The 22,706-nt window shown below is 48.6% G+C and carries 17 protein-coding genes; 13 read left to right on the top strand and 4 right to left on the bottom strand.

Annotation, left to right across the window (positions count from 1 at the left end; translation table 11 throughout):
• Positions 1–45: 45 nt before the first annotated feature.
• Positions 46–987, top strand: coding sequence for a sigma-54 interaction domain-containing protein (locus tag AC4IE7_RS20470; protein ID WP_490778733.1), 942 nt, complete (start codon positions 46–48; stop codon positions 985–987).
• 36 nt (positions 988–1,023) lie between these two features.
• Here AC4IE7_RS20470 and AC4IE7_RS20465 read toward each other — a convergent pair whose 3' ends face one another.
• Positions 1,024–1,650 (bottom strand): TIGR04211 family SH3 domain-containing protein, encoded by a 627-nt coding sequence (locus AC4IE7_RS20465; protein ID WP_490778732.1) that lies wholly within the window; start codon positions 1,648–1,650, stop codon positions 1,024–1,026.
• A 284-nt stretch (positions 1,651–1,934) separates the two neighbouring features.
• Here AC4IE7_RS20465 and AC4IE7_RS20460 point away from each other — a divergent pair, with 284 nt between their 5' ends.
• From AC4IE7_RS20460 to AC4IE7_RS20440, 5 genes are all read left to right on the top strand, one after another.
• On the top strand, positions 1,935–2,345 hold the full coding sequence (locus AC4IE7_RS20460; RefSeq protein ID WP_490778731.1) for a hypothetical protein: 411 nt from the start codon (positions 1,935–1,937) through the stop codon (positions 2,343–2,345).
• 524 nt (positions 2,346–2,869) lie between these two features.
• Positions 2,870–7,768 carry a transporter substrate-binding domain-containing protein gene (locus tag AC4IE7_RS20455; RefSeq protein ID WP_490778730.1) on the top strand — a complete coding sequence of 1,633 codons (4,899 nt, stop codon included), beginning with the start codon at positions 2,870–2,872 and terminating at the stop codon, positions 7,766–7,768.
• 8 nt (positions 7,769–7,776) lie between these two features.
• Entirely contained in the window at positions 7,777–8,715 is a 939-nt protein-coding gene (locus tag AC4IE7_RS20450; protein WP_490778729.1) for a GGDEF domain-containing response regulator, read from the top strand.
• 1 nt (position 8,716) lies between these two features.
• A complete protein-coding gene (locus AC4IE7_RS20445; protein WP_490778728.1) occupies positions 8,717–8,878 on the top strand; it encodes a VOC family protein in 162 nt (53 codons plus the stop codon).
• 200 nt (positions 8,879–9,078) lie between these two features.
• The gene (locus AC4IE7_RS20440) at positions 9,079–9,762 is read left to right on the top strand and encodes a helix-turn-helix transcriptional regulator (protein ID WP_490778727.1); all 684 of its coding nucleotides are present in this window, start codon (positions 9,079–9,081) and stop codon (positions 9,760–9,762) included.
• Positions 9,763–9,987: 225 nt separating this feature from the next.
• On the opposite strand, the gene AC4IE7_RS20435 is transcribed toward AC4IE7_RS20440, so the two are convergent.
• On the bottom strand, positions 9,988–11,439 hold the full coding sequence (locus AC4IE7_RS20435) for a GGDEF domain-containing protein (protein ID WP_490778726.1): 1,452 nt from the start codon (positions 11,437–11,439) through the stop codon (positions 9,988–9,990).
• A gap of 277 nt (positions 11,440–11,716) precedes the next feature.
• On the opposite strand from AC4IE7_RS20435, the gene AC4IE7_RS20430 reads away from it, so the two are divergent.
• Together AC4IE7_RS20430 and AC4IE7_RS20425 are read left to right on the top strand one after the other, a co-directional pair.
• Positions 11,717–12,526 carry an MBL fold metallo-hydrolase gene (locus AC4IE7_RS20430; RefSeq protein WP_490778725.1) on the top strand — a complete coding sequence of 270 codons (810 nt, stop codon included), beginning with the start codon at positions 11,717–11,719 and terminating at the stop codon, positions 12,524–12,526.
• A gap of 453 nt (positions 12,527–12,979) precedes the next feature.
• Positions 12,980–13,783, top strand: coding sequence for an FRG domain-containing protein (locus AC4IE7_RS20425; RefSeq protein WP_490778724.1), 804 nt, complete (start codon positions 12,980–12,982; stop codon positions 13,781–13,783).
• A gap of 273 nt (positions 13,784–14,056) precedes the next feature.
• Here AC4IE7_RS20425 and AC4IE7_RS20420 read toward each other — a convergent pair whose 3' ends face one another.
• Positions 14,057–15,877, bottom strand: coding sequence for a GGDEF domain-containing protein (locus tag AC4IE7_RS20420; protein ID WP_490778723.1), 1,821 nt, complete (start codon positions 15,875–15,877; stop codon positions 14,057–14,059).
• Positions 15,878–16,066: 189 nt separating this feature from the next.
• Between AC4IE7_RS20420 and AC4IE7_RS20415 the strand changes: the two genes are divergently transcribed.
• The 5 genes from AC4IE7_RS20415 (at position 16,067) to AC4IE7_RS20395 (ending at position 20,550) form a co-directional block, all read left to right on the top strand.
• Complete coding sequence (locus AC4IE7_RS20415) at positions 16,067–16,351, top strand: hypothetical protein (RefSeq protein WP_490778722.1); 285 nt, start codon at positions 16,067–16,069, stop codon at positions 16,349–16,351.
• A 129-nt stretch (positions 16,352–16,480) separates the two neighbouring features.
• Complete coding sequence (locus AC4IE7_RS20410; protein ID WP_490778721.1) at positions 16,481–18,313, top strand: cyclic nucleotide-binding domain-containing protein; 1,833 nt, start codon at positions 16,481–16,483, stop codon at positions 18,311–18,313.
• Positions 18,314–18,657: 344 nt separating this feature from the next.
• On the top strand, positions 18,658–19,818 hold the full coding sequence (locus tag AC4IE7_RS20405) for a Na/Pi symporter (RefSeq protein ID WP_490778720.1): 1,161 nt from the start codon (positions 18,658–18,660) through the stop codon (positions 19,816–19,818).
• A gap of 18 nt (positions 19,819–19,836) precedes the next feature.
• On the top strand, positions 19,837–20,061 hold the full coding sequence (locus AC4IE7_RS20400; RefSeq protein ID WP_490778719.1) for a hypothetical protein: 225 nt from the start codon (positions 19,837–19,839) through the stop codon (positions 20,059–20,061).
• A gap of 12 nt (positions 20,062–20,073) precedes the next feature.
• Positions 20,074–20,550, top strand: coding sequence for a hypothetical protein (locus AC4IE7_RS20395; RefSeq protein ID WP_490778718.1), 477 nt, complete (start codon positions 20,074–20,076; stop codon positions 20,548–20,550).
• A gap of 385 nt (positions 20,551–20,935) precedes the next feature.
• Here the strand turns inward: AC4IE7_RS20395 and AC4IE7_RS20390 are convergent, their stop codons facing one another.
• The gene (locus AC4IE7_RS20390; RefSeq protein ID WP_490778717.1) at positions 20,936–22,384 is read right to left on the bottom strand and encodes an endonuclease; all 1,449 of its coding nucleotides are present in this window, start codon (positions 22,382–22,384) and stop codon (positions 20,936–20,938) included.
• Positions 22,385–22,706 lie beyond the last annotated feature (322 nt).

Genomic DNA, 22,706 nt, shown 5'->3' with positions numbered 1-22,706 from the left:
CTCCAAAGTGTTTTACAATGTGGCTGTTTTGTTGAGGAGATGGAAATGTTAGGAAAGGCCCCGGAATTTCAAACATTGCTTCGTGCGATGCGCATTGTGTCCGCTACGGATGCGACTGTTCTTGTGACAGGAGAGAGTGGAACAGGTAAGGAGTTACTTGCTCAGGCGCTACATGAAAACAGTCGCCGATACGACAAGCCTTTTATTACCGTGAATTGTGCGGCATTGCCCACACAGCTTGCAGAAAGTGAACTGTTTGGTCATCGCAAAGGCGCTTACACCGGAGCAACCTCTGACAGTATCGGTAAAGTACAAGCGGCTCATGGCGGAACTCTGTTCCTCGATGAGATTGGCGAATTGCCCCTGGCAGTACAGGCAAAGCTGTTACGTTTCCTCGAAACTGGTGAATGTCAGATGGTGGGGCGGGCAACAAACCAGCGGGTCAATGTTCGAGTTATCGCAGCGACCAATCGTGATCTATCCAAATCATTGAACGAAGAGACATTTCGTAGCGACCTCTACTACAGACTCAATGTGGTTCCTCTGGAGCTTCCTCCTCTGCGTGAACGTGCGGGAGATGTCGATCTCTTACTCAACGGGCTCACAGTTGAACTCTCAAAGAGCTACAATCTACGTGCACCGATCTATAGCAAACAGGTCTTGAAGTTACTCAACAGCTACCCTTGGCCGGGAAATGTCCGGGAATTGAAAAATTTTGCTGAACGAATGCTGATTCTGTTTTCAGGCAGACAGGTTGAGATAGAGAATCTTCCTAATGAGTTTCGTACAGCACCAAAACAAAAAAATTCTCAAGATGGATTGTTTGTCTTGCCGGATCAGGGACTCAGCATGGATCAGCTGGAAGCTGATTTGATTGAACAAGCCCTCTCCAAGACCCTCGGTAATCGAAGCAAAGCGGCTCGGCTGCTAGGACTTACTAGAGATACGCTCCTCTACAGAATGAAAAAATACGCTATTGAGTTTTAATAAATAGTGACTGGCATTGAGGTCAGGTTTTACTGATCAGTAAATTCGAATACCGCCGTGGCGTCTGCGACTACGATAGTCGAACAAGGCTATTCCACTCACTATACCTAAGATGAAGGTGACGCCAGCTGCAATTAATCCAAGCTTTATGGGAATTGCCTTGCTGAAATGGCCTTGTTGAGCTGCTTTGAGACTCTCGTTTTCTTGCTGAATTCGATCCAAAGCAGAGACGATACCTTCAGTATTTTCCAATTGCCCCTGTAGTTCTGCATTAGCTTGCTGCTCTTGGTCTCTCAGTTTATTGAGGGCCTGCTCAGTTTCTGTCAGCTGAACTTTCTGTGTTTTAAGATTCGCTTTAAGTTGGCTGTTTTCAATACTTAGTTCTTCGAGCAGAGCCCGAGCTGGCTTGGTTTGGATTAAAAAACCTGCTTTTGTCCAACCTACCTTGCCATCTAATGTTCGAACCTTTGCAAAAAGCCCCTCTTCACTCAATAGCTCCAACTCTGTTCCGCTTTTTAGGCGTTGTAACAGCTTGCCTTTGGAGTTAATCAGCTCATATAGAGAGAGATGCAGCTCATCCGTTACATAGCGTGTTTCAGAATAGGCAAAAAAGCTGGTACAGCTCAAGCATGTAGCCAAAAGCCAAGCAGTATAGTACTTCATTCAACTCTATCTCGCGGAAGATCCGCCTCAAATAATTTAGAATTCAGTAAGCCAGTGATCCGGCTTAGTGTTACCGAATTTATCACACGCTCAACTGATTTTTTTAAGATCATGAGCTTACCTGATGAGGATAACTAATAGGTGCTTAGCATACTAGCCTCATTTTCACTGGTGAGATCTATTTCGCGAATTATTTCTGCTTACTTGCTGTTCAGTCTCTGTTCAGTATTCGGGGCTTACTCTGAGAGTGTGATAAGCAAAAAGAACCTCAAAGGAGTAGCCTGATGAATTCAATCTATAAAAACCTGGTTGCCACATCGCTTTTATTGATGATTGCAGTACCGGCTTTTGCCGGGAATTCAGCCAAGCATCGCTATTGTGATCAAGACCGGGAAGCATCAATAGAGCGACGGCTGGAGCGGCAGTACTATCGTATCGAGCAGGGTATAGATCGAGAGAGTTTAACTTATAAAGAGACGAAAAAACTTAAGAGAAAACATCGTAATATTAGAAGATTATCCCGTGAATTCAAAGAGGATGGATTGCTGTCTCGTAAAGAGTTTAAACGACTGAATCGAAAGTTGGATAGACTCAGTAATTTAATAAGGGAATTTAAGCATAACGATTTGGTTCGCTATGTTAAATACCATGATAACTATTCGCATAAAATCAACCATGGCTCAGATTGGAGATAACCTGAAGGGGTGAGGCTGTTTTTCCGCTCAGCGTTGTTGTCACTCGCGCATGTAGAGTGACTCCACTTTGCTCATTTTTGTTAGTGGCCGATTGAATTGTCTGGCAGCCTGTTGCCTGAACTATACCGGAAGGCCGGAAAGGCCGTGGAGGAGGGCGGATTATTACGGACTTCCTCTCCTCCACCCCTTCGGGGGCAGCTAAAGCTGTTCAAAATCGTTCCTGACGATTTTGTCAGCAGGAAATCCAGGGGGATTGAATCGATTGAGGCCAGGTAGACGGATATTTCAGGCAGACCCAAGTTCCAATTACAGCCTTGATATACAAGGGTGATGCGGTTATTTTACTTATGCTTACTCTTTGTTTGATAGGAACCTCATTACTGGAACAGCTGGTGAAACTGGATAGGGGGCAGGAGCTGCCGCAATATAGGTAAGCGATATTTCTACACTAGCCAGTCAGCTGTAACCCAATGGGATTCTGGCTCAACTACAGCAGATACAGCGTGCACAGAGCCAAACCCTTGATGACGAGACTTAGCTTTTACTACTCTGTTCTTGCCGTTCTGCTGCTTCTGTTTTCTGCTTCCGTCTGCTTTGGCAAACAGCCGGTGCACACCTTTCGGATCGTTACCGAGGAATTTCCACCCTACAACCATAAAGATGAAAACGGTGGAATTATAGGAATTTCCACAGAAATTGTTCGTGAAATTCTCAAGCGCTTAGATCATCCTGATAATATTGAAATTATGCCCTGGGTAGATGGTTACCGACTCGCCCAGACAGAAGATAACATCATCCTCTACTCCACCACACGCTCTCCTCTCCGAGAGAATCTCTTCAAATGGGTTGGTCCCCTCGTGCCTAACAATCTGGCCTTTTTTGCCCGTAAGGACCAAGCGATCTCCATCGCTCGCCTTGAAGATGCAAAAAAGGTGAAGAGCATCGGTGTCTACAAGGATGATTTCGGTGAGTTGATATTGAAGGAGAATGGTTTTGATAACCTTGATGCTGTTATCGAAAACAGTCTCAATATCCCGAGGCTTCTAAATGGCGAAATTGATTTATGGATCGCCAATGAATTGACTGCCCAACACATGATCGCGCATGCCAGAGTCGGTAGCAGAATTGAGAAGGTCTTCGAGCTGCAGAAAGATTACATGTCGCTTGCCTTCAGTCGCAACACACCAGACAGTGTGATCGAGCGGTGGCAACAGATTCTCGATGAGATCAAGTCCGATGGTACTTATGCACAGATTTTCAGCCAGTGGATTATGTTCTCATACACGAATGACCTGAAACCAAAATCGACCCCTAAGCTTACGCTGTCGGATAAGGAGCAACAGTGGGTCGATGCGCATCCGCTGATTCGCATAGCCTCCGACCCGGACTATGCACCTTTTCAGTTCAGAAACACCGCAGGTGATTCCACAGGTTTAGCGAACGATATGCTTGGACTGATTGCCCAGAAACTGGGTGTTCATTTTGAGTACATGAAGCCAGAAACCAGGGTAGAGTCTTTGCGACTGGTCAAACAACACAAAGCCGATATGACAGCAGTGGCGGCAGAGACTCCGGAGCGGTTGCAGTATATGCACTTTACCGCGCCATATCTGGAGTTTCCTGATGTGGTTATCAGTCGTTCGGAGCAGACCTTTTCTTCACTAGAGGAGCTGAACGGAAAACGCCTCGTCACGATTGAAGGCTTTGCGATTAACGGATTTTTACGTGAGAAATATCCGCAGGTAAAACTACTGATGGCGCCCGATGTACAGAGCCAAATGCAAATGGTCTCCACGGGTGAGGCTGATGCGGCAGTAATGAATCTGGCCACTACGACTTATGCGATAGAAAAGTGGAAAATTACTAATCTACACATCAACAACCTGACGGGCTTTACCTATAAACTCGCTTTTGCGGCACGCAAGGATTGGCCAATGTTGGCGCGTCTGCTCGACAAGGCCCTTGACTCAATCACAGAGGAAGAGAGAGCGCGGGTATTGCGCAAGTGGATTACCGTTAACCTGCCAAAGAAAGGAACCACTGATATTGATCATTTGACGGATGAGGAGCGGCAATGGCTGGCAGAACATCCGGTTATCCTGGCGGGCGCAGACCCAGCCTGGCCCCCGATGGAGTATCTGGACAATGATGGTGAGTTTACCGGAATGGTGGCCGATTACATCGCCTTGGTTGAACAGCGACTAGGTATCCATATCGAGATAGTTCGACAGGAGAGCTGGAGCCAAGCATTGGAGAGCATTCGTGAAAGGGATATCTCCCTTTTGCCGGCGGTTGCAAGCACCCCGGATAGAGACAAATATCTTCTCTTTACCGAACCTTATCTGGAATTGCCGGCTGTGATTATCGTCAATGACAAAACCGCTAGCATAGACAGTGTAGAGGATCTTGTTGGTAAACGTGTCGCAGTGGTTAAGGATTACGCGACCCATGATTACCTTGAGAGAGGGTTTGCCAACCTGGAATTGGTGCCAGTTGCGGATATCCGTAACGGACTCTACGCTGTTTCCTATGGCAAGGTGGACGCCTTTATCGCCAACATAGCTTCGGCCTCGTACTTTATTGAAAAGTATGCCATTCAGAATCTCAAGGTTGCGGGTGAGTCCGGGTTTCGTTATGAACTTGGCATCGCCTCAAGGAGAGACTGGCCGATACTCAATCAACTTTTACAGAAAGGTATCGCTTCGATCAATGACGATGAACGGCATAATATCTATCGCAAATGGATAGGTCTCAAACCCGAAATCTGGAGACCGAGCAGAGAACAGCTCATCACTGTTGCTGTTGTTTTAATTCTATTGGGGCTTGGGGTGACACTGTTCTGGAACCGTCAGCTGCGAAGAATGGTCGAGTCGAGGACAGGTGAACTCCGGGCAAGCGAACAGAAGTTCAAGAATCTCTACGCCACGGCACTGGTCGGGCTCTATCGAACCACCATTGACGGAAGCAAAGTACTGGCTGCCAACCCGACTTTGTATGAACAGTTTGGCTATGACTCGCTGGAAGAGTTCATGGATCGGTTCTCTGTGTGGGATGTCTATGTAGAGCCTGGTAAACGCGAGACTTTGTTACAGATGCTGCATGAGCATGGTAGTGTCGATAACTTCGAGTTTCTCGGTCGTTGCCGTGACGGAACGGTAAGAAGTTTCTTATTGAGCGGAACACTCTACGAGGAACAAGGCTATCTTGAGGGCGCCATTCTCGATATCACCGACCGAAAAAAGGCCGAGGTGGATGCCAAAACAGCACGAGAAGCGGCTGAACAAGCCAGTCGCGCCAAGAGTGATTTCCTCGCCACGATGAGTCATGAGATGCGGACACCCATGAATGCGGTTTTGGGGCTATCACACTTGGCGCTACAGCAAGAGGTATCACTGCAACAGCGCAACTACCTCAACTCCATACAGATGGCCGCACGTTCCCTGTTGGGTGTCATCAATGATGTGCTTGACCTATCCAAGGTGGAGGCTGGACGACTTGAACTGGAACGGGTCGAGTTCGACCTGGACCAGGTGTTGGAGAGTACGTCCGTTGTCGCTGGACATCAGGCGATTAGCAAGGGTCTCGATTTTGCTATACATGTCCGCCGGGAAGTACCGCACTTCTTCATCGGTGATCCGCAACGCCTTGGCCAGGTTTTGCTCAATCTCGCGGCAAACGCTGCGAAGTTTACCGAAACCGGCAGTGTGGAGATTGATGTTTCGGTGCAAGATCGGCGCACGAGCAGAATCTGTCTCGGTTTTGAGGTGCGCGACACGGGCATGGGTATGAGCGAGGAGCAGACACGGACTATCTTTGATGCCTTTACCCAAGGTGACAGTTCGACAACCCGCCGTTACGGTGGCACGGGACTTGGTCTCAATATCGCCAGTCAGTTGGTGGATATGATGGAGGGAGAACTAACGGTTCGCAGTGCCATCGGGCAGGGTAGCACCTTTATGTTTAATGCCTGGCTGGATCAACCCGATGATGGCTTCAAGCCAGTGGAGGAAAAGTGTGTTCTTAATGGAAGCAGGGTGCTTGTCTCCAGTAAAGAACCTGACTCCCTTCGTGCATTGAGTGAGTTGTTGGAGCGGGCTGGCGGCAGTGTGGTTGCTGTTGATGATGCCTGCAGGGCGTTATCGGATTCAACCGACGCCATTCAGCCCTACGATCTTATTGTGTATGACCCCCGTGGGATGGGCGAGAAGCATTGGCAGCAGTTAAAGGAAAAACTGCCCTTGCAGGCCAAAGTGTTGCTGTTGGCTGAGCGGAATTCTGCTGGATGTCAGGATCAACGTGTAAGCTGCTACTGGGAGCCGGTAACGCCCTTACTTCTGAGCAGAGCGGCTGCACGGGTGTTAGGTATTGTTACCTCCTGTGGCGGTGATGAATTGATCGAGACGACGCATCCCGGACTGCAAGGCCGCAGGGTGTTGTTGGTGGAAGACAATCCCATCAATCAGCAAGTGGGTGAGGAGCTGTTGACCTCTCGAGGTGTGGAGGTCATGGTTGCCGATAGCGGCAAGGCGGCGTTGGAAATCCTGGCAAAAACAAGATTCGATTTGGTGTTGATGGATATCCAGATGCCTGACATGAATGGCTATGAGGTAACAGAGATCGTGCGCCGTGACCCGCGACTGATCGATATGCCTGTGATCGCTCTGACCGCTGATGTGTTGGAGGATGCCCGTGCGAGCGCTTTGGCGTCAGGTATGAACGACTTTATCGCTAAACCGATCGATCCTGAACGCTTTTATACAGTGGTGAGTAAATACCTGGCACTATCCACACCTGAGGAAAAAGGTGGCAAGATCGATGATCCCACGCAAGCCATGCTTCAACCTATTAGCGGAGTTGAAGTGCTCGACGGCCTACCTCGATCAGGTTGGAATGTTTCCCTTTATATCAAGCTACTGCGTGATTTCAACAGTTACCACGCGGACGATGTAAAGATGCTGAAGCGTCTGCTAAATCAGGGTGACGAAAGCGAGGCTCAGCGGTTGCTGCATTCACTCAAGGGTGCGGCGGGAAATATTGGTGCTAATCAGCTCTATCTTAGTTGTCAGAAAGTGGAAAAGCATATGCTGGATGGCATAAGCGAAAATGATCTGACCGAGCTCCAACACTGCCTTGATGAAGTAACGAAAGGCATCGGTAAGCTGCCGCAAAACCAGGAACACGGTAACAGTCAACTGATTGAAAACCCAATACCATGGAACGAATTGGTGGCGGAAATGGCTGGATTGCTAAAACAAGGCAATGTGCGAGCCATGGATCTGTTGCCCTCAGTTCGGCTCTATACGAGCGATCAACAACCGGAACGGGTTGCCAGACTTGAAGAGATGCTCGACCGCTACCGTTTCGATGAGGGGTTACAGCTATTGGGGCAGATTGATGAAGCCTTTGGTAGTGAAGGGTCATGAGCCGATCCATGACTGACAAACGCGCCACTGTGCTGATTGTGGATGATGAACCTCAGAATCTTCACTTGCTGGTCGATGCACTGCGTATGGAACATGAGCTGATTGTCGCTACAAGCGGTCGGGAAGCGATAGAACGGGTAGATTTACACAATCCTCCAGATCTTATACTGCTCGATGTGGTGATGCCGGAGATGGATGGTTGGGATGTCTGTCGAAAGCTCAAAGCCAATCCGATGACGGAAGGTATTCCTATTATTTTTGTCACCTCGCGTGACGAAGTGGTGGATGAGGCAAAAGGATTGGCGGCTGGTGCTGTCGACTATATTACCAAGCCATTTTCACCTGAAATTGTTCGCGCCCGTGTTCGTACTCACCTGACATTGAAATCCCAAGCCGATACGTTGGCCAGTTTGTCTAATATCGATGATTTGACAGGTATGCCGAATCGGCGCCATTTCAATCGGTGCCTGGAGGAGGAGTGGCGACGCGCCACCCGTACAAGTAGTCCGGTGACACTTGTAATGATGGATGTAGACCACTTTAAGCAATACAACGACAATTATGGTCATGGGGCTGGTGATGAGTGCCTGCGTCGTGTGGCCCAAGCGTTGGGCACTGTAATTCATCGCACAGCGGATATGGTGGCGCGTTATGGCGGTGAAGAGTTCGCAGCCATACTCCCAGCTACTGATGAGGCGCATGGTATGCAAATCGCAGAGCGTTTTCGTCAAGCGGTGAACGCATTGGGTCTGGAGCATGGATACTCCTCTACCAATGAGTTCATTACCATCAGCGTAGGTGTGGCAACCTGTGTACCACAGCTGCATGAGGAACCGCACAATCTTTTGCAGGCCTCAGATAGGATGCTATACGAGGCCAAGGGCAGGGGGCGTAATTGCGTGGCAGGTGGTCATCTACCCGACACAGACGATTCGAAGCGCCGCTGACATGCCCCGCGCTATCGATTTTTACCAGAACATGCTGGGAGTGGAACTTAAACAGGAAATGATGGATGGCATAGAAATGGCGGTTTTCCCCTATGATGACAAGAATGTCTCAGGCTGTCTGGTCAAGCCTGTCTTAGATCAAGGCATGGCTCGCAGGCAATAGTAGTTTCATTGGTAAGAGTCACAATACCGAGCAAAGACCGGTTTAAAGCCGCTACCATTATGATTTTTAGAGAGAAGCTGGCGTGTAATGGCCTACAGACTGGGTTATCAAAGCTTGCTGTAGGCGTGCTACAGTGGCGTTTTGATGCCTTGCTGTAGGCCACGGCTGAACTCGACATACTTCGTCGCCAGGTTAATAATATGCGCCGTGCCGATCGCCTGTTTCAAATCGTTCAATTGCTACGTACCCACCGATGCCTAACCGCTGCCAAAATTGCAGAGAGGCTTGAGGTATCAGTGAGGACGATTTATCGGGACATCGATGACCTCTCTGCATCCGGTACTCCGATATATGCAGAATCAGGCGTCGGCTATCGTATCGACCCTCATTATGATCTCCCACCGGTCACCTTTACTGAGAGCGAGCTTGAGGCGATGGTTTTGGGGGCGCGCATGGTACAAGCCTGGTCAGACCGACAATTGGCAAAGGAGGCCACACTGGCCTTGCAGCGCATTGAAGCAATCCTGCCTGAGTCTTTGAAAAAGGCTTTCGAGTCAACAGAACTTCTCGTGCCGGCTTTTCATATCTTTTCCGAGGTCGCGGAGATCCTGCCGGGTATCCGCAAGGCGATCAAACAACAGAAGAAAATCGAACTGAACTACAAACGTGCAGATGGGCAATTTTCAAACCGAACCGTCTGGCCGCTTGGGCTGTTTTTCTGGGGAAATGTCTGGACTCTGGTTAGCTGGTGTGAGCTTCGAGAAGATTACCGACAATTTCGCATCGACCGTATCCAACTATATCGGCCACTGGATAGGTCGTTTACACCAGATGAACAACAGACACTGGAATATTATCTGCTAAATAGATGCGAGAGAGACTAGGGTTTGTCGATAATGTAAATTTCAGAAAAATAATAAACCGCCAACTAAATAAACTAGATATCCATTCCTGAATTGCCATCGATCGATTAATTTTGGCAAATTGTGTATGAGTGTCCGGTTAGGCGCTTGGCAGGCTAAGGCTAGCGGACACTGAGCTGATTCAGCTCGTACTCAACGACAACCTATACTTGACTAAGTAGTACCGCCTTTTTCTCCCAGGTATTCTCAGGGAAGTGTAACAGCAGTTACCTTGTTTCTACCCTCGGACTTGCTGGTATAAAGTGCCTTGTCTACTAACTGTATAATGTCACGTACACTAATGTCTTGCATACTGGAGTCATCTGCTTCTGTGTTATAACTGAGGAGACCGATACTAATAGTGACACTGATATTCCCAGCCTTTGCCCCAACCTGCATAACAGCAATTTTTGTACGTAAACGCTCTGCGAAGATAAGCGCAGCATCCTTCCCGATTTCCGGCAGTATTATCAGAAATTCTTCACCACCGTAGCGTGCGCAGATATCTTCTTTACGTGAAATATTTAGTGACAGATTGGCAATTTCGCGTAGTACGTCATCGCCGGCTAGATGACCGTTTGTATCATTGACCAGTTTAAAGTGATCGACATCAAACATGAGAATACTCAGTGGGCGCTTATAGCGTAGGGCACGAGATAGTTCGTGATCCAAAAGTTCTTCCATGTAAACATGATTATATAAATTTGTGAGACCATCGCGATGGGACTGTTCTAACAGTTTTTGTTCTTTCAACAGGGTGCGGATTATGGGTCTGAGGGCGAGTACGGTCAAGGCGAGCAATAGTATTGCAATGCCTATAATAACACTAATCAATAATAACAACTGTCGGTTTATATCCGCAAAGAAACCTTCTTCATTGATTACTGCATAGAGATACCATCCACTATTACTAACCTTCTTAGTGCGAATGATGTAGCCTTTTTCTACTTCACCATTTTTTATGAAATTATTAAATACCTCATGAGCTCGAGAATCAGCGTTTATGCTTGGCCAGTAGATGATTTTTCCTCCACTTGTCATGCCGAGAATCATCAAAGCACTTTTATAGGGAGATGCAAACTGGATAATATTCTGAATGGATTGATCGCTCATAATAAGGATATCCGAGCCAACACGCCCATAATCACTATCCACTATGGGTGAACAGTAGATCAATCGCTGCACTCCATCGATCACAATAGGATTTAAAATATTTACAGATTCGAGACTCTCCAGGTTGCATTTTTCGATGAGCTCATTGGGCAATTTTCGGCCAACATGAAATAGGAGTTTACCGGACGAATCGAATCGGGATATGCCAATAATATCTTCATTTGCAAATAAGGCATCGTCCAGCTTGGGAGCACTAAAGGCAACCAGTTGATCAAGGGTTGTTTCGCCATTCAGGAAACTGATCTGTTTCTTCCGTATCGCTGTGCGGCTTGCACTCTGCCGCGACAGATCAAAATGCTTGTTGATTACCCCCTGGATAATCCATAGGCTTGAATCGAGAAAATGTTCGATTTCGAATGTGTGTTCACTACGCAGGCGATCAGATAGTGGCTGAAATCCGAAAAAATAGAAGCTCCCAACCAGTAAGAATAAACTTGTACCAGCAACAATATAGATATTCCGAATTGATCTCAGATGAGTTTTCAAAATAATAAGTCTTTGCTTTGAGACTTTTTTTGAGGAAGATTCACCATACCATTAATGCCCAAAACGCCACAAATTACTAGTTTCCTATAGTCTGTGGTGAATGGCAGGAGACAAACGAATACGCGTTACGCTTTATCGCCGCCCCATTTTTTGTCGACCCTAACCAGGTGTTGCCGGTAGGGGAACAGCACTTCCTGGGTCTGTAAAGGCACGGTAAGAATTGGGGCGTATAGTCAGGTTCGATATGTGCCCACTCGACAACCAGCCTCTGGCAACTATGTCTACCTCCCTGTCACTGCGCTTTCTGGGTGTCGGCAATGCCCAGGCAATTGAGCTTGGGGCCTCGGCCGCCGTGCTGGAGCAGCAGGGCACTCCCCTTTTATTGATCGATTGCGGACCGGACACCCTGAGCCGCTTCCGGGAAAGCTACGCGGGCCTGGAGCCTCCAGCCCTGTTCATAACACATCCCCATTTCGATCATATCGGCGGGCTGGAGGGCTGGTTCTACCGCTTGATGACACTGCCCCTGGTGCTGCCGCCTAAACTCTTTGTACCGGTCAAACTGCTGCCGGTGATCCAGAGCCGGATCGCCGACTATCCCAACATGTTGGCGGAGGGTGGCAGTAACTTCTGGGATGCCTTTCAGCTGATTCCGGTTTCCGAGCGCTTCTGGCACGGTAATATGCTGTTCGATGTCTTTCCGGTGCGCCACCACGAGCACGACACTGCTTTTGGCCTCGCACTCAAAGGGCGCTTTCTCTACACCGGCGACACTCGCCCCATTCCGGAAGTGTTGATCCGATACGCCAGCCGGGGTGAGACGATCTTTCACGACTGCGCCACCGATACCAATCCCTCACACACAGCCCTCAGCGACATCCGGCGTGAGTATCGGCCGGAACAGTGGCGGCGCATGGTCTTTTACCATTACGGTTCAGTGGAGGATCGCCGTATGATCGAGGACGAAGGCTTTCAGGCGGCCCGCTACGGAGCAATTTACTCACTGGCGGCTGAGGCTGATCACCCGTCTTCGGGCAATGCCTCCCTCCCCACCTTCGACAACCCTCAGCGATTAGATGTGAATTGAGTGTTATCCTGAAACAGACACTTGGCTGTATAAAGCTAGTATGACGCACCACACTAGGGATACCCCCTTAGGTCCTGGCTGCAGATCGAACGACAACCTCCCCCCCATGAACCCACAACAGCATAGTCTCAAGCTCTCTGACGGCCACCAGGAGAAACCCATGATAGGTCATCGAATTGAAGGGCAGAGCCTAAAAAGTGTCGTTCACAGTAGCCCGCGATAGCGGTTAGGAAAGGCAGATCGTCTCATCTCGCTCTGCCACCATTTTCAGCCAGCCTTTCTCAACAGACGACACACAGCCTTAAACAGTGATGAGAGATAGTCGACCTCGTCATGCGGATGACCACCACAGAGTGGTAGTATCCGCACTGCTGATCTACCTGAGTCAGGTCGGAAAACAGATTGGCTAGATACGAAGCGTACCCACTTTTATGCAGCGCGGAGCGTGCCACCATGACGGGAATAAAGATAGAGACAGCGAAGAATTGGGGCGACCTGCAGGAGATCCTTTTCTGTGCTTCTTGGAACGAACAGCTCGGACGCTTCCGCTCTCCCGGCGCTTTTCGCGGCCTCTCGGATGCAAGCTATGCCCTCGACACCACCCTGATACGGCTAGGGGGACCTTTCGCGCAATTGGAGCACCACCTGCTGCGCAACTTTGTCAAGTACGCCCATCGGGACGTGGTCGAAAAGGACTCCTTTTGGCACTGGCTCTCCATGGCGCAGCATCACGGTCTGCCCACCCGATTGCTCGACTGGACCCACTCCCCTTTTGTTGCCATGCACTTTGCCACTGCGAACACAGAAAAAATTGATCTTGACGGGGTCATCTGGTGTATCAACTACGAACGCTGCCACACTCTGTTGCCCACCAAGATTCGGGAGAGCCTCGAGAGCGAAGGCGCCAACACCTTCACCACCGAGCTACTCGCCGAGTCTGTTCCCTCTCTGAAAAAGTTTGACCGCATGAGGGAAGATCCTTTCCTGCTCTTCTTCGAGCCGCCCTCTATGGACGACCGCATCGTCAATCAGTTCGCCCTATTCTCAGTCATGTCTAACCCCTCCCTCGGACTCGACAGCTGGATCACCCGACATCCAGAACTATGCCGCAAGATCATCATTCCGGCCCACATCAAGTGGGAGATCAGAGACAAACTGGATCAGAGCAATATCACTGAGCGGGTGCTCTTTCCCGGTCTCGACGGCTTGACACGATGGCTCTATCGGCACTACAGCCCAAAGCAAAAACCTGCTTGAGTCGATGGTGCTCTGAAGGTGTTTGAGCCGCTATCAGCCACAAGCAGGCATTCTTGTCTCCAACTTCATGCGGTATAATTCATGTTTTTGTAGATGAATTGTCACCATTCATCAGATAATAATTTAACTACTCCAAATGGCGCTTCCAGCGTCTGTATAGACTTTCCAACTGTTCCTTTTATGTGCAGGAAAGTCGCATGAATATTGCTGTTATCTACAACCGCGAATCTCAAAAAGTTTTGACTGTATCCGGTTTTGTCGTATGCAAGTCGCTTATTGTCGGCTGTTCGGGGGGGTGATTGAAACTACATTGTTGGGAACGTCGGAATCATATCTGCTGGTGGTAAATGCGTCCTGATAGGATCTTCTGTCAATAAACAGTGAATTGCCTTTTATTTTTTTTGCTTGCTTTTTGGCTTCACTGGAGATCGAGGCTACTTCTTTATGTGAAGTAAAATAATTGTAATTGACTTGGATGACTCCTATCGAGATGGAGATGATATCGTAAAATTGTTGATTACCTGCTCTGTCGATGGCTGGAATGCCACCGCACTCTCTGTGCTTTTCGTCATAGAATCGTAGTGCGTGGTTTTGAAAATGATCAAGAATTTTATGGCATCGCGCTTCCCAATCGATACTGCGAAAAATCACAATGAAATCGTCTCCCCCAATATGACCAACAAAATCCTGCTCCAATTGTGAGTTCTTGGACAGTAGCTGGCCGATCTCGCGGATCACGTCATCACCACGGGCGTAGCCATAAGTATCATTGAATGGCTTGAAGTTATCTACATCACAATAGGCTAATATGAACGAGCTATTTGCTGAAAGTAGTGTATCTATATGTTGGTTTATTCGGAGGTTACCAGGCAACATGGTGAGTGGATTGGCATGTCTTGCAGCCGTTATCCTGTAGTCTGTAACAGCTCGTAAAAGATCAAGAAGTGAGCCTACACCTGCATATTTTTTGTTTTTATCGACAATCACAAAATATTCGTCAGGCAGGGTTTCGTTGTTGTCTGTGATCTGATTGCTAAGGCGTTCAATTTCAGTCTCTTCGGTAACTGTTATAGCCTCATCATTCATGATCAGTACGACTGGCTTTCGCCCATACAGATCACGTCCATAATGGCTGGAAAAGAGTTGTTGCAGGCTGTTTCTGGTAATGATGCCAAGAGGCTCGCTTTTCTCAATAACGACTGCAACATGGAGAGATTTATCCTGATGAAATTTATCAGCCAGCGATCTAACGGAGAGTCGTGGTGAAATTGTCAATGTGGGTTTGCATAGTGCGCGAACCTGAAGGTCATTGCTCAGAAACGTTGTGCCATCATTCAACTGCCTGAGACGGGCTGGAGTATGTTTGATCGGTGTGCGTTGAGGTCTGGCTATCAGGTAACCTTGTAGATAGTCAACCTGCAGAGATTGAATGGTCTCCAGTTCCTCTTCAGTTTCTATACCTTCGGCTATAATGGAGCAGCCGATATCATTGGCGATTTCACAGAACGAGCGAACAAACTGACGTTTTACAGAGTCTTCATGGATGTTCTGAATGAAGTGACCATCAATTTTCACATAATCCGGCCGTATTTCTGACCATTGGCGAAGACTCGAATAACCCGCGCCGAGATCATCAATGGCAATTCTCAGGCCGTGTGCCCGCATCTCTTCCAGGATTGAGATCATTGGGATGAAGTCCTCAACGGGGTGCCTTTCTGTGATCTCAATGACCACTTGATCGGGGCCTATTCCTGCTTTCTTCAAGCGGTTGGCGAATTCTGTAATGATGAACTCACCACTCGATATACAGAAAGAGGAGAGGTTCAAAAACAGCATGCCCTGCAAGCCAAGTTTCTTACGCCGCTTGAGGTGTGTATTGATGCAGTGAATTTCTATCCTGTTGCCGATACCGTATTGCTCAGCCAGGGAAAAAAGCATCTGTGGGGAGTGCCATGCTTTATCAGATGGTCCTCTGATGAGTGCTTCGTAACCGATAATCTCAAGCGTGTTGGCTGCAACGATAGGCTGGAATAAACTGATGAGTTTATTGTCTTTGATCGCCTTGAGAATGGCTTTTTCAGAGTTGACTGTCATTGTCGCTCGAGGTGCTGGGCAAAATTTATCATCTCAAATATAAAGAAAGAGTATGACGCTTGTGTGAAAACATTTAGTTGTGGGAATCGAATTACTGGAGGCTTAACAATCTGCACTAAACCGATAAAAATGTGCGGTTGTGTTTATGTCTATAATTATTGATAGTTCAAACAGGTTCTCCTGTATTCCATGAATGATCGATTAATTCTTCTGGACTGGACCTGGTGTCTAGCGCAAACCTTAATGGGGCTCGGTTGGTATTTTCTGACTACCCAGCTGCAGGATAGAAGGGCGCAAAAGGTTAACCAATGTGTGCGCTACCATGAAATCAAGCACAATGTGTCTTTGAAGATATTGGATATCATTACCGCACAAGGAGCAGAGATGGCCTTTCCCTCCAGCACGGTGCATCTGCCGGATGCTGCAACCCTGGGTGCCAACCAGCCTGACCCGGTTGAGCGGACTCCCTCCTGATGGAATACTAGCGGCAGTCATAAATCTTACATATTTGTCTGCTAGTTTCAGACTCGGCTCTGCCACGCTGGCAACAGAGTCGTTGTTACTCTCGGGGTTCTTGAGAGCAGATCTGGAAAAGGGGGGCATTTGTTCGAGTCAATTCTGCTGACAGCTTTCGTCATGGGGCTGATAAGTGCTTCCTCTCTGCCTATGGGCGCGATTACAGCTGCCTTCTGGCGGCCCAGCGACCGGGTCACTGCCATGCTCATGGCCTTTGGCGGCGGAGCCCTGCTGGCGGCCCTGACCATCGACCTGGTGGCCGCCTCAGTGGAAGAGGGGCACTTTTACGCCCTGGCCTTCGGTGCCGTGGTCGGGGGACTGCTCTTCACCTCCCTGAATCAGCTGGTCAACGACTATGGTGGTTTTCTGCGCAAGGCCTCGACGACCATCTATCATCTGCGGCGCAAGCAGCATCAGCAGATCCGCCAGATCATCTCCCGCATCCATCAGGTGCGGCTGTTTCACAACCTGCCAACCGCCGATTTCAAGGCCATCGCCCCCTCGGTGCGTATCATCCACTATCGCCAGAGGGAGGCCATCTACCGCAAGGGTGATCCGCCGGACACCTTCTACATTATTGATCAGGGACGGGTGGAGCTGTTCGATCCTGCCGCTGAGGAGCGGGTGGAGACCCTGGATCGCTACAGCGTTTTCGGCTGGCACGCCTGTCTCACCTCGGCACCCAATGCCTTTAATGCTATTGCGGCTGCCGATGCCACGGTCTGGGCTATCCCCAAACACGCCATCGATACCCTGCTGCTCAATTCACCCCAGTTTCAGCAGGAGGTGCATCTGTTGTTACGCAGTGGGGAGCTGACTGGATACCTGCAAAAGCATCATGGGCTCAGCGGGCAGGCAGCTGAGGACTGGAGTGACCAGGCGGCCCATGAGCTGATTCAGCGTGGTGTGCTGCCAGCGGCGGTCGAGGTGGAGCGAATGAGTCAGCAGGTGATGGAGCGTTTTCCTCAACTCAAACGACTGCCACCCCTGTTCAGGGATCTCCCTTTCGAGGAGCTGCAGATGCTGGCTCACTCACTAATCCACAAGCGCTACGATCAGGGTGAGACCTTCTTTCATCAGAACACGCGGTCGGATCGGGCCTTTATCATCGCCTCGGGGGCGGTGAACCTGATCGATCCCATCACGACACTGCGCAAGACGGTTTCTCTGAGTGAGAACGATACCTTCGGCTTCTATTCCATGCTCACCGGTGGGGGGCATTCGGCAACAGCGATGGCGACCCGTGAGACCTGGGTCTGGGAGCTGCGACGTAGCGATTTCCTGGATTTATTGAAGTCGGAACCGGTTTTTGCACAGCGCTACCGGGCCTTTCTGCAACAGGGGGAGGCGGTACGCTACCTGGAGAGTCGTCACCTGAACAGCGAACAGGCAGCACGCTGGTCACGTAGCGCCCTGCGCAGCCTGGACAGCGGTGCGGCGTTACCGTTGGCCGCCGATGTGGCGCTGGAGATGCGTAGCAACCACGCAGCGCCCCTGGCCATCTGGCTGGGCATTACTCTGGACGGCATTCCCGAGTCGCTGGTGATCGGTGCCAGTCTGATCAATTCAAACATCAGTCTGTCATTGATCGCAGGTCTGTTTCTCTCCAACTATCCAGAGGCGCTCTCCAGCTCCAGCGGTATGCGAGAACAAGGGTTCGGCTTTCGCCGTATCCTGGTTATGTGGACCTCACTGATGCTTTTCACCGGTATCGGTGCAGCCCTGGGCAACATCTTTTTTGTCAATGCCACACCCGCCATCTTTGCCTTGGTGGAAGGGGTCGCTGCCGGCGCCATGCTGACCATGATCGCTGAGACCATGATGCCTGAAGCCTACTTCAAAGGGGGCTCAGTCGTCGGCATGTCGACCTTGGCTGGTTTTCTGGTGGCGATCTTTTTCAAGACCCTGGAGACGGTGTAAATTGTGCTAGGGCCTGTTAACACTAATGCAATGCGCCCTGCTGGGGCTTACGGCACTGCGTCCTACTTGTCATTCCGTTGAATACCGGACGAAAGTGCGAGTGAAACGAATAATTCAGTAACTTACTTTTATTCATTGTCTCGGCATGCGCCTACTAATGTAGTGTCCTAAATAGGACACTACATTAGTAGGCGCATGAGGGAATCGATAGCCTACTCGTAGGGATTGTAATGATCACCAGAAAACAATAATAAAGTATCAGCGTAACAGCTTTGTCACTTTAAAAAAGTACCATTCTGTCTGCTTTTTCCATGATTTATCAAGAATAGAATAAGGAGAGCGCAGTGAATGAAGCTGTTGTACAAAACCCTGCTGCGGCAGGTTCATCAAATTGGAAGCAATGGTTAGGTATTGCTTTTCTTGTTTATCTACTTTTAGTTGCGGTTGGGATGATTGGAAGCGGCTTTAAACTGGCCGCCGGTCCCCAGGCTAAAGAGCTGTTTGAATTTGCCAGTAACCCGATAACTGCATTGGTTATTGGTGTATTGGCAACCGCCTTGATCCAATCGTCAAGTACAGTCACATCGATTATAGTCGGATTGGTTGCAGGTGGCATGCCGGTAGAGATCGCTATCCCCATGGTGATGGGTGCAAATATCGGCACAACGGTAACCAATACCATTGTCTCATTAGGTATGGTGAGGCAGGGCGATGATTTTAAACGCGCATTCGCAGCGGCGACCATTCATGACTTCTTCAATGTGTTGAGTGTCATCATATTCCTACCACTAGAAGTGATGTTCGGAGTGTTGGAAAAGATGGGCGCTTATCTGGCAACTCTATTGGTGGGCGGTGAGTCGATGTCAGTTAAAGGCTTTAACTTTATAAAACCTTTGGTTAAACCACCGCTGAACCTGCTCAAGGAGACCTTCCACGGAATCGGCTTATCTGATTTGATTGTTGGTGTTGCGCTGATTGTTTTGGGTATCACCTTCATATTCTTTGTGATTACTGCCATTGGCAAGATACTGAAAGTGATCATGGTCGGTAAAGCGAAAGACATTCTACACAACGCTGTAGGTCGTGGACCAATCTCTGGAATTACTTCGGGTACGCTGATCACAGTATTGGTCCAGTCCTCATCCACTACGACAAGTTTAATTGTGCCGCTGGCAGGCAGTGGCGTCTTTAATTTGCGTCAGGTCTATCCATTCACCTTAGGGGCCAATATAGGGACAACTATTACAGCCCTGTTGGCCGCTACAGCGATAACCGGTGTCAATGCAATCTTTGCTTTACAGATTGCTTTGATTCACTTTCTCTATAATCTGATTGGTGTGCTGGTGATTTACACTATTCCGCCGTTACGCGATATCCCAATCAGAGCCGCAGAGATACTTTCAACGTTAGCACAGAGAAACAAACTCTACGTGGCCGGCTACATGCTACTCGTATTTGTCATAATTCCGTTGATTCTGATCGGTACCAGTGAACTTTTATTTTAAGTCTCATAGGAGTTAAAGATGTCTGATATACAAACACACAAGCAGGCCTTAGAGGCTAAAATCGGTGAGCTGGAAACCAAGCTTGCCGGGTTGAAGGCTGAACTGCAGAAAGAGGTCGAAACAGAGCAGCATGATGCGATAGATCAGTTGGATTTTCACTACTCTGATCTTGATTCGACTTTCAGTTCACTTAAGGAGTTTCTTGATGTGCTTCGCGAAGACTTCAGAAAAACCTTCAGTTAAGGAGAATTCATAGTGAAACTATCTATATTTGCTGGTTGCCTTATTCTTCTTATCGGAAGCCAGTCTGTCGTTGCTGGCACAGAGAAGAAAATAGAGCTCTCTGAAGTTCCAGAAACGGTGATAAAAGTGATTAAGGCGCGTTTTAGTCAAGCCACTTTATTGACTGCCAACACGGAAACTGAAATCGATGGTTCTGTGGTTTATGAGGTCCAGGGGAAATTGTCCGATGGACATCTGGCGGAGTTCGATGTTTTTCCTGATGGAAAAATCGAAGAAGTTGAAGTGATATTCCCGATTGAGATGGTGCCTGGAGCTATTTTGAAATCGATCGATCAAAAAATGGCAGGATTCAAACCCACTAAAATTGAAGCCACTCATTCAGCCAGCATGAAAGTAGTTGGTTATGAGTTTGAAGGGATGCTGAACGGCCAGAAAATCGATCTGGAAGTCTCAGCGGATGGCCGCACCATTACGGTTGCAGATCAGTAAATAATTGGGTTGTACGAGAAGAGGGGAGAGTAACTCCCCTCGCTCCGTAACATCAGGGGTCGGAGTCGAGAGCTCTCATAGTGTGTGTCACCCCGAAATAGCACTAGCGCATTTCTCTAACAGTTCAATCCGCTCTCGATTCGACTCCGACCCCGGAGTCATGGGTGGTGACAGATACCTTGATCGCTCATTCTCCGAACTATCGGGGTTATCACAAAATTCTTTCGGTGTATCGGATCCTGCCATCATCAGGCTTTCAACTTCATTTTGTTTTAGGGAAGAAGAGCACGGCAGATAATGGTATAGAAATCGAATGTCAGGATTAAGACCGCTTTGATCCTCCATCTTTATCGTTCTGGTTGTAGATGAAGCAACCTGTTTTGGTTTAAAAACCACATTGGGATCCCCATAAACTATCCACCCAGGCAGCATTATCGACAAAAGGGTTACGATTACCCTGTCGCTCAACAATCCTTTGGTGGCGTGTGATCTCTTCACTGCTGACTGGGTCTTGGCTATGCCATTGATAAAGAGTACATAGGTCGCCAAGAGCAGCGCCACTGGTTCCGCTGTAGTCAACCAGGGTTAAATCACCCGTACCCGTAGAGTCATTACCGTTGTAGCGAATATCCATATAGAACATCATACGTGCAATATCGCCTTTGATTTCATCGCGGGGTTCGAAGCTGTCACTGTCGGTATAGTTACCTGGTGCTTCGCTGATCATATTGCCGCCGTTGTCATAGTCTTTATTGCCGCGTGTGGAGTTAACCGATGCATCAGCAGGACGCAATTGGTGAATGTCTGTATAGGCCCAGTGGCTTGAGCTGGGGAAACCATGACTCTTTGGCCAGGTATGTTCACGGTTCCAGGCATCTGGATCATTATTGCCAGATGCGTTAAAAGATTTTGCTTGGGAGCGGCCAGTGTAGATCAGAATGACGTTATTGGTGTTTGCTGGATCCTCATCACTATATTTGAGCGCTTCCCAGGCCTGGGAGTAGGTCATGGGGTTGTGGTTACGAGCTGCCGCTTCTGCAAGCGCATTGAAGAGTATAGTGCCGGTTTGGCCAATGGCATCGGCATAGTAGGTATTAAGGCCACTCCAGAGATAGTCAGTATTACCATTGTTACCGCTCAGCGAGTATGTGGCGGACAAACGCACATCGCTGTAACTGGAGTAGGCCCGTAACATGATGTAATAGCTGCCGGTTGTTGGTGCAGTGAATGTACAGGACTCACTGTTACCGGACAGGTAGGGGCGGCATTCATAGATTGAAGTCGTCGGTGGCTGTAGAGATGAAACATACAGATCCACATCTCCACTACCGCCACTGATGTTGATGCTTAACTCGATTGCATCCGCAGGTATATCAATTTGATAGAGGGTTTCACTGCCAGTGGAGGCGGATAAACTGTCGATAGGTACGTTATTTTGAAGCAGGTTTGAGGTGGAGCCGTCATCGGTCTCATAGGCGGCACTTAGCGTTAAACCGGAAAATGCCTGATAGGCTTGTAGCTTTACGAAATAGGTGCTTGCCTGTGGAGAAGCAAAGAGGCATTGCTCACTATTACCATACAGATAGGGGCCGCAATCATTATCAGACTCGGTTGGCACACTTCCGGCTTTTACATAAAGGTCGGCATCGCCATAGCCATCGGCTATCTCGATGTTCAGATTGCTACTGTTTGAGGGAATCGTGATCTCGAAATCTAAACTATCGCCAGTTGTTGCGCTTAGATTATGTTGCGGAACACCATTCTGTAATTCCACAGAGAATACGTCTTGAGTCAATACGATTGCCAGAAAAAAGAGAGCGATCCTGTTGTTCATGATTTACTTCCGATGTTAGGAAGTAAAAGCATGAGCGATGAAGGTTATCGGAGAATGAATATAAAATGTTATAACGATGACAAGACAATGCAACATCAGGGGGCGGAGTCGAGAGCTCCCATAGTGTGTATCACCTCGAAAAAACAGTAACGGATTTCGCTAACAGTTCAATCCGTTCTCGATTCGACTCCGAGCCCGGAGTCATGAAAAAACCTGTCCTTACACTTATCTTCTCCATTCGCTCTGAGCAGGGTTTGGCCTTTTCACTATCTACATGTACTACAACACGATTGTTCACCAGAAAACCCCTATCTTTCCCAGC

The organism is Candidatus Thiodiazotropha sp. AKAK3 (assembly GCF_058244645.1).
Note: the sequence above shows the minus strand (reverse complement) of the source record. Positions and strands in the feature narration are given on the sequence as shown.